We start from the raw sequence: 11,414 nt of genomic DNA on the forward strand, positions 1-11,414 counted from the left end.
GGGGTAAATCCGACGTTGGCCGAGCGGCTGCCCTCACCAAGCTACGCTAAGCGCGTGCCGCGCCAAGCTCCGCTATCCTCTCCCGTAAACGGGAGAGGAGTTGCTGTTACGCGACCCGCTCGACTTCCATCTTCTTGATTTCCGCAATCGCCTTGGCGGGGCTCAGGCCCTTGGGGCAGACATTGGCGCAGTTCATGATGGTGTGGCAGCGATAGAGACGGAACGGGTCTTCGAGCTCGTCCAGCCGCTCGCCGGTCATCTCGTCGCGGCTGTCGGCGAGCCAGCGATAGGCCTGGAGCAGGATGGCCGGGCCGAGGAACTTGTCGGAATTCCACCAATAGCTCGGGCAGCTGGTCGAGCAGCACGCGCACAGAATGCACTCGTAGAGACCATCGAGCTTGGCGCGATCCTCAGGCGACTGCAGCCGCTCCTTGCCGCTCGGCGACGGGGTGACGGTCTGCAGCCACGGCTTGATCGAGGCATATTGCGCGTAGAAATGTTTGAAATCGGGCACGAGGTCCTTGATGATTTCCATGTGCGGCAAGGGCGTAATGCGGACATCGCCCTTGATGTCCTCGATCGCGGTCGTGCAGGCGAGGCCATTCTTGCCGTCGATATTCATCGCGCAGCTGCCGCAAATCCCCTCGCGGCACGAGCGGCGGAAGGTGAGCGAGCTGTCCTGCTCGGCCTTCATCTTGATGAGCGCGTCGAGCACCATCGGCCCGCATTCTTTCAGATTGACCTGGAAGGTGTCGTAACGGGGATTCTCGCCGCTATCGGGATCGTAGCGATAGATTTTGAACGTCTTGATATCGTCGCGCTTGGTGCCCGGGGTCGCGGCAAAGGCGCGGCCCTTGTCGGTGATCTTGGAGTTTTTGGGCAGGGCGAATTCGGCCATGGCTCGCGGTAATCCTCACTTGCTCGGGCGTCGGATACACAAGCGCGGGCGCCCTCGCAAATACTTGGTGCTGCAAAATCGGCAATCGAGCGTGCATCTGCCTGCCATCGCTTGAAGCATGCCGCCCGCGTCCCATTTAGCGCCAAGCAGGGCAATCGCGCCCTTCATCCAGACAGGATCAGCAGACATGGCAGGCAGGCTTGAGGGCAAGAAGGCGCTGGTTACCGGCGGCGCGCGCGGCATTGGCGCGGCAATCGCGCGACGGCTGGCGCAGGAAGGCGCCGATGTCGTCATCACTTATGCCGGCAATGAAAACGCCGCCAACCAGGTAACGGGCGCGATCAAGGCGGCCGGGCGCGAAGGCGGCGCGATCAAGGCTGATGCCGGTAATCAGGCCGACGCAGTGCGTGCCGTTGCCGAAGCCGTGGCAATTTTGGGCAGCATCGACATCCTTGTCCACAATGCCGGCATCGCCGAATTCACCCCGATCAGCGAAGGCGACACGGGTTCGTTCCGCAAGCAATTCGGCGTCAATGTGAACGGCGTTTACGATGGCACGGCGGCGGCGATCCCGCACCTCAATGATGGCGGCCGCATCATCATCATCGGCAGCGTCAACGCGCATACCGTGCCGGTGCCGGGCGGCGCGGTCTATGGCGCGACCAAGGCGGCAGTGGCCGGCTTTGCGCGCGGCTGGGCGCGCGATCTGGGCGGGCGCGGCATCCTCGTCAACGTCATCCAGCCCGGCCCGATCGACACCGATCTCAACCCCGCCGACGGTCCCTTTGCCAGCGCGCTGACGCCGATGACCGCGCTTGGCCGCTATGGCACGGCGGACGAGGTCGCCGCGCTCACCGCGTTCCTGGCGAGCGACGAGGCGAGCTACATCACCGGCGCCACTATCGATATCGACGGCGGCTTCTCGATCTGAGGAGCCACGCCGCCGAGGCCCGGCGCGCCTTCCCCCTTTGGCGCGCCGGGTTTTGAGGGGTGGTCAGAGCAGGTGTAGCAGGCGCAGGCCGAAGATCAGCACCAGCGCGCCGATGATCGACATCAGGAACCCGGCCGGGTGCAGCGCCTGCGAGCTGCCCGGCGCCGGCGGGCTGATCAAATGGGTGATGAAGCCGCCCACGAACGAGCCGCCAATGCCCACCGCCGTCAGGCCGATAAAGCCGAGATGCTGGTTGTGGGGATAGAGAAAGGCGGCGATTCCGCCGACGATCAGGCCGACGATCAACATTCGAATGATGTGCATAATGTCCCTCCCGTTCGATTCTTGACCGAACGCACCGAGTTTGGCGCAGCCCGCAGCCATCGACAAGCGCCGATCAGCGGCCTTCCAGCAGCGTGACAGCCGGGCGACCCACCGAGGGCGTCGTTGCGCGGGGTGTGCGCGCATCGAGTGTCGCCAGCCAGCGCGCGGCGCCGCTGCCGATGCTCGTTTGCGGTTGCGACGGCGTCAGCTTGCCTTGCGCTTCCCAGCCCTGGATCAGCCCCGCCGCTTCGCGCGCGGCGGCATCGAGCGGCTGTGCCTTGCGGAGCGCGTGATTGACCAGCGCGTCGCCGAAGAAGGTCCAGTCGGCATCGGCCTGGCAGCCGAACGAGGTGCGATCCGAGGAGGCGGCGGTCAGCACGGCGGTATCGTCGGACGCCAGCACCGGCACGAACACGCCGGCGAAACAGGCGCTCAGGATAACAACGCGCCGCTTGATCCCCAGCCCGTCGAGCTCGGCCGCGAGCCGGTTGGGCGAGATGACGCCATAGCCCTGATCGGCATCGTTATAGACAATCCCCAACGGCGCGCCGTGGCTGGTGGTGTAGAGCACCAGCACGTCCTCATCATGGTCCATCAGCTCGGCGACGCGGGCGAGCGCGGCGGAGAGATTGTCGGGCGATCCCATCGGCAAGTCGCTGTCCCGCGTGCCATCGGACCCGGCGAGCACGATGGTATGGCCGGCGGCATCGTAGCGGCGGGCGAGCACCCGCGCCGCCTCGCGCGCTTCCTTGCCGAAATTTGGGTCACTATCGAGCGCGACCGCGACGACATAGGCATCGACGACGCCCTTGCGCTGCGGCTGGAGGCCGGCGAGTGCGCGCTCCAGCCGGCGATGCTCGGCGAGCGACCAGGCGGCAGGATGATCATGCTCGATCTGGATGCCGGCATCAGCATAGCGGATAACGTCCGAGGCCGAGAGCTGCTGCAGGAACGGCGGCGGGGCAGCGTGGCGGGGCGGCTGATAGCCCGAGTCCTGCGCGAGCGTGGCGGGGGCGAGGAGCAGCGCGGCCACCATGCCGATCCGCCGCATCAAACCGATCACCGCCATCATCGCCCCCGACAAATGCACCATCCCCTCATTCAGGCGGGCGGGGCGCAGCTGTCAATGGCGGGGCTTAGTACACCCGCTTCTTCGGCTTGATATACTCCGCCTCGTCGGTGAGCGTGTAGTCGTGGACCGGGCGGTAATCGATCTTGGTCTCACCGCCCTTGCCGCCCCAGCCGTCAAAGCTGGTGATGGTGTGTTTCATCCAGTTCTTGTCGTCGCGCTCGGGGAAATCCTCGTTGACATGCGCGCCGCGCGATTCCTTGCGGTTGGCGGCGGATTCGATCGTCACCACGGCTTGCGCGAGGAGATTGTCGAGTTCGAGCGTTTCAATGAGGTCAGTGTTCCAGATCAGGCTGCGGTCCTTGATGCCGACATCGCCCATCGACTGGTAAATCTCATGAACCTTGGTCTGGCCTTCGCCGAGCAGCGCATTATCGCGGAACACCGCGCAATGCTTCTGCATGGTGCGCTGCATGTTGAGGCGGATCTGCGCGGTCGGCTGGCTGCCAGCGGCGTGGCGGAAATGGTCGAGCCGGGCGAGCGCCAGTTCTTCCGAACCCTTGGGCAGCGGGTTGTGCGGCGTGTTGGGCTTTAGCGTTTCCTTGATGCGCAGGCCGGTCGCACGGCCGAACACGACGAGGTCGATCAGCGAATTCGAGCCGAGCCGGTTGGCGCCGTGGACCGAGACGCACGCCGCCTCGCCCACCGCATAAAGGCCGGGCACGACCGCATCGGGATCACCATCGCGTAGCTGCACGACTTCGCCATGATAATTACAGGGGATGCCGCCCATATTGTAATGCACCGTCGGCGTTACCGGCAGCGGCTGGCGGGTGAGATCGACGCCGGCGAAGATCTTGCCCGTCTCGGTAATGCCGGGCAGCCGCTCGGCGAGCACCTTGGGGTCGATATGGTCGAGGTGAAGGAAGATATGGTCCTTCTCCTTGCCCACCCCGCGCCCTTCGCGAATCTCGAGCGCCATGCAGCGCGAGACGACGTCCCGGCTGGCAAGGTCCTTCGCGGACGGCGCATAGCGCTCCATGAAGCGCTCGCCTTCGGAGTTGGTGAGGTAACCACCCTCGCCACGCGCGCCTTCGGTGATCAGCACGCCCGCGCCGTAAATGCCGGTCGGGTGGAACTGGACGAATTCCATGTCCTGCAGCGCCAAGCCGGCGCGCAGCACCATCGCGTTGCCGTCACCGGTGCAGGTATGCGCGCTGGTCGCCGAGAAATAGACGCGGCCATAGCCGCCCGTCGCCAGCACCACGGCGTGGCTGCGGAAGCGGTGGATCGAGCCGTCTTCCATGCACATGGCGATCACGCCGCGGCACTGACCATTCTCCATGATCAGGTCGAGCGCGAAATATTCGATGAAGAAATCGGCGTCGTATTTCAGGCTCTGCTGGTAGAGCGCGTGCAGCATCGCGTGGCCGGTGCGGTCGGCCGCCGCGCAGGTGCGCTGGACCGGCGGGCCTTCGCCCATATTCTGCATATGGCCGCCGAACGGGCGCTGATAGATGGTGCCATTGTCGTTGCGGCTGAACGGCACGCCGGCATGTTCGAGCTCGTAGACCGCCGCCGGGGCTTCGCGCACCATATATTCGATCGCGTCCTGGTCACCCAGCCAGTCCGATCCCTTCACGGTGTCGTACATGTGCCAGGTCCAGTGATCGGGCGTGTTGTTGCCTAAGGACGCGGCGATGCCACCCTGCGCCGCGACGGTGTGGCTGCGCGTCGGGAACACCTTGGTGATGCACGCGGTCTTGAGGCCCGACTCCGCAATCCCCATCGTCGCGCGCAGGCCCGATCCGCCGGCGCCGACCACCACCGCGTCATATGTATGATCGATGATCTTATAGGCGTCGGCCATCAGGAAGCGGCTCCGGTCTGGGCAGTGAAGGCGATTTTGAGGATCGCGAACAGGGCAGTCGCGCCCAGTGCGACAACGAAGAAGTTGAGGACCAGCATCCACGCATAGCGGCCGGCGCCGTGGACATAATCCTCGATCAGCACCTGCAGCCCCAAGCGGAAATGGTAGAACACGCTGATGACGAGCAGCGCCATCGGTACCGCCACCCAGGCCGAGCTCAGCCATAGCTGCAACGCGGCGAAATCATGCGCCGGCAGCCGCGCCATCGAGGCGAGGAACCACAGCATCAGCACCAGATTGGCAGCCGCTGTCAGCCGTTGGTGCCACCAGTGATGCGCGCCTTCCTTGGACGAGCCGAGGCCGCGGACCCGGCCGAGTTCGGTGCCGCTACCCATGTTATTTGCCCCAGATGAGATAGGCCCAATAGGCCGTGGTCGCAGCGAGCGAGAACAGGATGGTCGCCTGCGCGCCGCGCTTGTTCGCCTTCAGCTCATAGCCGGCACCGGTATCGAGCACGAAGTGGCGAATGCCCGACGCCATGTGCTGGAACAGCGATAGCGTCAGCCCGATGCCGAACAGATAGCCGAGCGGATTGAGATGGCCCTGCGCGGTGACGAACAGGCTCATGAAGCGGTTATACGAATCCTCGCCCGCCGCGATCATCGCCAGCCAGGTGACGAGCAGGATCGACCCCACCACTGCCAGCCCGTCGCCAGTCGCGCGGTGGAGGATCGAGACCAGCATGTGCGGGCCCCATTTCCAGATGGTGAGATGCGGTGAGATCGGGCGTTGGCTGGCCAAGATGCCTGGTCCTTCGTGTTGCTCGGACGCCCTATTAGCCGTGCGGGGGCGCGATGCAAGCGACGCGATGCCGAGTATCCAATTCCTCTCCCCTTGAGGGAGAGGATAGCGCAGCTTGGCGCCGAAGGCGCTTAGCGGAGCTTGGTGAGGGGGATTTCCACCCTCGATAGCGCGGGACCTACCCCTCACCCAACTTCGACTAGGCAGCAAGCTGCCAAGTCTTCGTATCCCTCTCCCTCAAGGGGAGAGGGGCCGTGGGGAAGGCTATCCCCCCTCTAACGCTCCCTTAACCAAATCGGGCTAGCCTTTTCAGCAAGGAGGGCATGCGACCGTTATGGCGCCCGCCCGTTGCGGAGACTGGACCCTTGCCGACCACCGATCTGCCCGTTCCTGGCACCATCGCCGCCAAATGCGATCTCGCCGCGCGGCTGCGGGTGTTCGACTTCGACCATTCGCTCGCGTCGGCCAGCCGCGAGGCCTGGGCCGTGCTTGAGCCGGCGATCCGCGACATTTCGGCGGCCTATTGGCAGCAATGGCTGCGCTGCTTTTCCGATGAGCGCCTCTGGGCGCCGCACGAAACCGAGAAGATGATCGACCTCGGCGTCGTTTTCCTGCGCAACCGCTTCCTCGATACCAGCGGCCTTGCTTGGGTCGAATCGATCGAGCGCTCGGTCGCCGCGGCTTATGAAGCCGGCGTGCAGCCGATGGCGCTGCTCTCGATGATCAACGCGAGCGATCGCGCCGCGCTCAAATTTCTGATCGAGCGGGTCGAGCGCGACGATGCGCGGCTGCCAGTGCTGATCGATACCCTCATGCGTCTCTCGGCGCTCGAAGGCGACCTGACCGTCGCCATCTACAACGCTTATCGCGAGCATAGCGCGCAAGTCGCGCGCGACCGGCTGGCGCATGAATATCGCGACGGCATCGCGACGATGGTCGCCACCGTAACCTCGGAAGGCGCCGAGCTGCGTCGTCAGGCCTCGCGCACGTCCGAATCGACGCGCGGCGTGCTCGACAAGACGAGCGAAGTGGCCGCCGCGGCTGAGCAATCGGCGATCGCGATGCGCGAGGCGGCGCAGACGGCGGCAGGCTTGATCCGCGCGATCGAGGATGCGCGGGGTGAAGTGGAAGCGGCGGCCGATATTGCGACCCGGGCGTCGAGCCAGGCAGGGGCGGCGGTCAGCATGTCCGAAGCGCTGAGTGAGCATGCCAAGTCGATCGAATCGATCCTGGGCCTGATCCGCGATATTGCCGGCCAGACCAATTTGCTCGCGCTGAACGCGACGATCGAAGCGGCGCGCGCCGGTGACGCGGGGCGCGGCTTCGCGGTCGTCGCGCAGGAGGTGAAGAGCCTCGCCAACCAGACCGCTCGCGCAACCGACGACATTGCCGCCAAGATCGCCGCGATCCAGTCGGCGACGCGAACCACAGTCGAAACCAATGCCTCGATCCGCTCGACGGTGAGCGAAGTTCAGGCGTCCGCCGAGAAGATCCGCCGCGCGATGGAAATCCAGGCGCAGACGGTCACCGCCATCACTGCCAGCGTCGACGAAACCGCGCTTGCCGCCGACTCGATGTCCGCCACCATCACCGCGATCCGCGAAGATACCGAAAATGTCGCCAGCGAAATCGAGCGCGTCGGCACCGGCTTCGACGCGTTTGACGGCCGGCTCGGCACGCTCAAGACCACCGCGAGCGACTTCATCTCCAAGGTCGCCGCTTGAGCCAGGTCGCCATCCCCTTGTCGCCAGGCGGTCCGCGCGTGCTCCGCTCGATGCGCGAGCGCGTCGCCGATTATGATTGGGACGGCACCGTCGCCGAAACGTGCGCGCTGATCCTGAAAGCGATCGAGCCCGATATGCTGTCGGTCGCCGATGCGTTCTGGAGCTATTATCTGTCGCGCTCCGATACGCGCCATCTGGTGCCGTTGTTCACGCCCGAGCTGCTCGCCAAGCGGCATCGAAAGACCGGCGATTATATCCTGCTCAAATTCCGCGATCCCTTTGGCGAACGCTGGAGCGAGTGGTCGACCCGGCAGACGGCGGACAGCTTCAAGGCCGGGGTTTCGGCGGAGTCGCTCGTCTCGGCCTATGCGCGCGGCCATGCGCGCGTGATCGAGCTTGCCCGCGCTACTTATGGCGAGACCGCCGAATTCGGCCGCTGCGCCGATGTCGTGCAGCGGCTGGCGGTGCTCGAGGCGCAGATGGTCACGTCATGGCTGGTCAATTCGCAGAGCGACGAAGCACGGCAGGAGCGCCAGCAGCGCGCCGAGCTGTTCGATGCCGAGATCGCCTCGACCGTGAAGGAAGCTGCGGCGCTGGGCGCGCGGCTGCGCGGCCGGGCCAGCGATGCCTCGCACGCCGCCGGCAGCATGATCGACAAGACTTCTGAAGTCGCGTCCGCTGCCGAGCAATCGGCGATCGCGATGCGCGAGGCGGCGCAGACGGCAGCAGGGTTGATCCGCGCGATCGAAGATGCGCGCGGCGAGGTTGAGGCGGCGGCCGATATTGCGACACGGGCGTCGAGCCAGGCTGGCGCGGCGGTCAGCATGTCCGAAGCGCTAAGCGAGCATGCCAAGTCGATCGAATCTATTCTGGGGCTGATCCGCGACATTGCCGGCCAGACCAATTTGCTCGCTTTGAACGCGACGATCGAGGCGGCGCGCGCGGGCGATGCCGGTCGCGGTTTCGCGGTCGTCGCGCAGGAAGTGAAGAGCCTTGCCAACCAAACCGCGCGGGCGACTGACGACATCGCTGCAAAGATTGCGGCGATCCAGTCGGCCACCCGTACGACCGTTGAAACCAATGCCTCGATCCGCTCGACGGTGAGCGAAGTCCAGGCATCCGCCGAGAAAATCCGGCGTGCGATGGAAATCCAGGCGCAGACGGTGACCGCAATTACCGCCAGCGTCGACGAGACGGCGCTCGCCGCCGACTCGATGTCCGCCACCATCACCGCCATCCGCGAAGATACCGAAAATGTCGCCAGCGAAATCGCCGGGCTCGACCGCGAATTCGCCGAAGTCGATGATCGCCTGCACGGGCTGCAAAGCGCCGCGGGCAAATTCTCCGCCAACGTCGCAGCGTAGCCATCTCGTCGTCCCAGCGAAAGCTGGGACCGCGTGCCGCCAGCGACCCCAGCTTTCGCTGGGGTGACGGATGGGGGCAGGCACGCTAAGTCCCAAGCCATGATCAAAATCTTCCTTACGGGTGCCTCGCGCGGCATTGGCGCCGCCATCGCCAACTCGCTCGACACCCCCGGTGTTGCCCTCGCGCGACAAGCCACAACCAGCCACATCGCCGCCGATTTCGCCGATTCCGCCGCGCCTGCACATGCCTGGGCTGAAGCACTCGATCAGCTTGGCGGCGCGATCGACGTCCTCATCAACAATGCCGGGGTGTTCGAGGCCAATCCGATCAGTCGCGACGACGCCGACTGGGTCGCCGAATGGGAGCGGACGATGCGGATCAACCTGACCGCGTCGGCCGAATTGTGCCGGCTCGCCGTGCGGCACTGGCAGACGCGAGGGGTTGGCGGCCGGATCGTCAACATCGCCAGCCGCGCTGCCTATCGCGGCGACAGCCCCGACCATTGGCATTATGCAGCATCCAAAGCCGGCATGATCGGCATGACCAAATCGATCGCGCGCGGCTATGCCCGCGACGGCATATTGGCGTTCGCGATCTGCCCCGGCTTCACCATGACCGGCATGGCCGAGGAATATCTGGCGAGCCGCGGCGGCGACAAATTGCTCGCTGATATTCCGCTGGGGCGCGTCGCGATGCCGGAGGAAGTCGCCACCGCCGCCCGCTTCTGCGCGCTCGAAGCGCCGCCGTCGATGACGGGCGCGGTGCTCGACATCAACGGCGCGAGCTATGTGCGGTAGCTAACCCGCTGCGCGCAGGCGCTCCAGGTCCTCGATCGTGTCGATGTCCATCAGCTCGTCGGGATCGGCGGCGACGCGCGTGGCGTCGGCGAGCAGGGTGCGACCGCCGGCGTCCCCCGTCATCGCCGCTAGCGCGGTGAAATGACCGGCGCCGAACAAAGCGGGCGGCTTGACGTGCGCGCCATCGCTCGACGCGACTATCGACATTGCCCCCTCCGCCCCATCGAGCACGCGCTGCACATGCTCGGTGGTGATGCGCGGCATATCGGCAAGCGCGACCAGCATCGCCGCCGCGCCGACATCGCGTGCCGCCGCGACGCCGAGCCGGAGCGAGCGCGCCAGCCCCTCATCGGGATCGGGATTGACGATCACCTCAAAGCCCTGGCCCGAGAAATCGACTGTGGTGTCCGACACGATGGCGACGCGGTGCGCGAACGGCACGGCCTTCAGCGCCTGCACCGCATGGAGCGCGAGCGGCTTGCCGCGCCATGTCGCTTCCAGCTTGTCGGCCGAGCCGAAGCGGGTCGAGCGCCCGGCGGCGAGCAGTACCAGCACGGTCTTGTCGGCAGCGATCATCGGCACAACTCAGGCATTATCAGCTCAGGCTTCCCCGGGGGCGTGGAACGCCCTGATCATGGCCGCCGCGATCGACAAGGCGATTTCGGCCGGCCCGATAGCGCCGATATCAAGCCCGACGGGCGCGTCAATCCGTTCAATGGCTTGGGGGGCGACACCGGCCGCTTTCAGCCGCTCGACGCGGGCGGCGTGGCTCTTGCGGCTGCCGAGCGCGCCGACATAGCTTGCCGGGCTGGCCAGCGCGGCGATGAGCGCGGGGTCGTCGATTTTGATGTCGTGACTGAGCGTGACGACGGCCGTCGCGGGATCGGGGGCGAGCGCAGTGATGGCTTCGTCTGGCCAGCGATCGTCGAGCGTCACGTACGGAAAGCGCTCCTCGGTCAAAAAGCGCGCGCGCGGATCGATCAGCGTCACGGCGATGCCCAGCTCGCGCGCGAGGCCGGCCAGCGCCTGCGCGATCTGCACCGCACCGACGATGAGCAGCCGGCGCGGCGGGTCATAGCGGTTGACGAACGCCGCGCCTTCGATGGTGCGGGTCGTGCTCTGTCCCGTATCGAGATCGGTATGGACGGTGATCGCCTGGCCCGCGGCGCGCGCCTCGGCGATGCGGTCGAACAATTCGGGGTCGAAGCCCGCCGCGCTGACCGGCTGGACCAGCACCTCGATCTCGCCACCGCACGGCAGGCCGACTTCCCAGGCGGCGGCGTCGGCGACGCCATAATGTTTGCGCTGGAACGGCGCGCCGGCAATGACTTCGGCGGCGGTCGCGAGGATGTCGCTCTCGACACAGCCGCCCGATACCGAGCCCTCGAAACGGCCATCGACATGGACGATCATGTGGCTACCGCGCGGCCTCGGCGCCGATCCCCAGGTCGAGATGACGGTCGCGATCGCCATCGGCGCGCCTTGCCACGCTTGGGCAGCGGCGAGGACGGTGTCGTTATCGGCCATAACCTCTCAACTCCGTTCGCCCTGAGCTTGTCGAAGGGCGGCACTTGGTCGCAATGAAGAACAGGGCTTCGACAAGCTCAGCCCGAACGGGATGGGGTCTTGCCGATC

The 11,414-nt window shown here is 65.8% G+C and carries 12 protein-coding genes; 4 read left to right on the plus strand and 8 right to left on the minus strand.

From position 1 onward, the window contains the following. Positions 1 to 106: 106 nt before the first annotated feature. Entirely contained in the window at positions 107 to 898 is a 792-nt protein-coding gene (locus ACLB0R_RS09330) for a succinate dehydrogenase iron-sulfur subunit (RefSeq protein ID WP_416642977.1), read from the minus strand. 187 nt (positions 899 to 1,085) lie between these two features. On the opposite strand from ACLB0R_RS09330, the gene ACLB0R_RS09335 reads away from it, so the two are divergent. Further along, the gene (locus tag ACLB0R_RS09335; RefSeq protein WP_416642978.1) at positions 1,086 to 1,829 is read left to right on the plus strand and encodes an SDR family NAD(P)-dependent oxidoreductase; all 744 of its coding nucleotides are present in this window, start codon (positions 1,086 to 1,088) and stop codon (positions 1,827 to 1,829) included. Between the two features lie 63 nt (positions 1,830 to 1,892). Here the strand turns inward: ACLB0R_RS09335 and ACLB0R_RS09340 are convergent, their stop codons facing one another. The 5 genes from ACLB0R_RS09340 to sdhC are packed head-to-tail and all read right to left on the minus strand — an operon-like array spanning position 1,893 to position 5,893. Beyond that, positions 1,893 to 2,213, minus strand: coding sequence for a GlsB/YeaQ/YmgE family stress response membrane protein (locus tag ACLB0R_RS09340; RefSeq protein ID WP_434953830.1), 321 nt, complete (start codon positions 2,211 to 2,213; stop codon positions 1,893 to 1,895). Positions 2,214 to 2,226: 13 nt separating this feature from the next. Beyond that, a complete protein-coding gene (locus tag ACLB0R_RS09345; RefSeq protein WP_416642980.1) occupies positions 2,227 to 3,246 on the minus strand; it encodes a C13 family peptidase in 1,020 nt (339 codons plus the stop codon). Positions 3,247 to 3,289: 43 nt separating this feature from the next. Continuing rightward, positions 3,290 to 5,092, minus strand: coding sequence for a succinate dehydrogenase flavoprotein subunit (gene sdhA, locus ACLB0R_RS09350; RefSeq protein WP_416642981.1), 1,803 nt, complete (start codon positions 5,090 to 5,092; stop codon positions 3,290 to 3,292). Further along, a complete protein-coding gene (gene sdhD / locus ACLB0R_RS09355) occupies positions 5,092 to 5,487 on the minus strand; it encodes a succinate dehydrogenase, hydrophobic membrane anchor protein (protein WP_416642982.1) in 396 nt (131 codons plus the stop codon). The genes sdhA and sdhD overlap by 1 nt, the downstream gene beginning before the upstream one ends. Position 5,488: 1 nt before the next feature. Further along, positions 5,489 to 5,893, minus strand: coding sequence for a succinate dehydrogenase, cytochrome b556 subunit (gene sdhC, locus ACLB0R_RS09360; protein ID WP_416642983.1), 405 nt, complete (start codon positions 5,891 to 5,893; stop codon positions 5,489 to 5,491). A 380-nt stretch (positions 5,894 to 6,273) separates the two neighbouring features. On the opposite strand from sdhC, the gene ACLB0R_RS09365 reads away from it, so the two are divergent. From ACLB0R_RS09365 to ACLB0R_RS09375, 3 genes are all read left to right on the plus strand, one after another. Next, positions 6,274 to 7,617: a methyl-accepting chemotaxis protein gene (locus ACLB0R_RS09365; protein ID WP_416643061.1), complete on the plus strand. Its 1,344-nt coding sequence runs from the start codon at positions 6,274 to 6,276 to the stop codon at positions 7,615 to 7,617. 50 nt (positions 7,618 to 7,667) lie between these two features. Continuing rightward, entirely contained in the window at positions 7,668 to 8,981 is a 1,314-nt protein-coding gene (locus ACLB0R_RS09370) for a methyl-accepting chemotaxis protein (RefSeq protein WP_416643062.1), read from the plus strand. 99 nt (positions 8,982 to 9,080) lie between these two features. Next, on the plus strand, positions 9,081 to 9,779 hold the full coding sequence (locus ACLB0R_RS09375) for an SDR family NAD(P)-dependent oxidoreductase (protein WP_416642984.1): 699 nt from the start codon (positions 9,081 to 9,083) through the stop codon (positions 9,777 to 9,779). Here ACLB0R_RS09375 and ACLB0R_RS09380 read toward each other — a convergent pair whose 3' ends face one another. Both ACLB0R_RS09380 and ACLB0R_RS09385 read right to left on the minus strand, forming a co-directional pair. After that, positions 9,780 to 10,355 carry a nucleotidyltransferase family protein gene (locus ACLB0R_RS09380; protein ID WP_416642985.1) on the minus strand — a complete coding sequence of 192 codons (576 nt, stop codon included), beginning with the start codon at positions 10,353 to 10,355 and terminating at the stop codon, positions 9,780 to 9,782. It abuts the gene before it with no gap. A 24-nt stretch (positions 10,356 to 10,379) separates the two neighbouring features. Then, positions 10,380 to 11,306, minus strand: coding sequence for an XdhC family protein (locus ACLB0R_RS09385; RefSeq protein ID WP_416642986.1), 927 nt, complete (start codon positions 11,304 to 11,306; stop codon positions 10,380 to 10,382). Between the last annotated feature and the right edge of the window lie 108 nt (positions 11,307 to 11,414).

Origin of the sequence: Sphingomonas sp. GlSt437, from assembly GCF_048015635.2 — a bacterium.
In the GTDB taxonomy this organism is placed as follows: Bacteria; Pseudomonadota; Alphaproteobacteria; order Sphingomonadales; family Sphingomonadaceae; genus Sphingomonas.

Bases quoted from the DNA above. Each gene is read 5' to 3' on its own strand.
- ACLB0R_RS09330 (WP_416642977.1), bottom strand. From the start codon at position 898: ATGGCCGAATTCGCCCTGCCCAAAAACTCCAAGATCACCGACAAGGGC.
- ACLB0R_RS09335 (WP_416642978.1), top strand. From the start codon at position 1,086: ATGGCAGGCAGGCTTGAGGGCAAGAAGGCGCTGGTTACCGGCGGCGCG.
- ACLB0R_RS09340 (WP_434953830.1), bottom strand. From the start codon at position 2,213: ATGGCTGCGGGCTGCGCCAAACTCGGTGCGTTCGGTCAAGAATCGAAC.
- ACLB0R_RS09345 (WP_416642980.1), bottom strand. From the start codon at position 3,246: ATGGTGCATTTGTCGGGGGCGATGATGGCGGTGATCGGTTTGATGCGG.
- sdhA (WP_416642981.1), bottom strand. From the start codon at position 5,092: ATGGCCGACGCCTATAAGATCATCGATCATACATATGACGCGGTGGTG.
- sdhD (WP_416642982.1), bottom strand. From the start codon at position 5,487: ATGGGTAGCGGCACCGAACTCGGCCGGGTCCGCGGCCTCGGCTCGTCC.
- ACLB0R_RS09370 (WP_416643062.1), top strand. From the start codon at position 7,668: ATGCGCGAGCGCGTCGCCGATTATGATTGGGACGGCACCGTCGCCGAA.
- ACLB0R_RS09375 (WP_416642984.1), top strand. From the start codon at position 9,081: ATGATCAAAATCTTCCTTACGGGTGCCTCGCGCGGCATTGGCGCCGCC.
- ACLB0R_RS09380 (WP_416642985.1), bottom strand. From the start codon at position 10,355: ATGATCGCTGCCGACAAGACCGTGCTGGTACTGCTCGCCGCCGGGCGC.
- ACLB0R_RS09385 (WP_416642986.1), bottom strand. From the start codon at position 11,306: ATGGCCGATAACGACACCGTCCTCGCCGCTGCCCAAGCGTGGCAAGGC.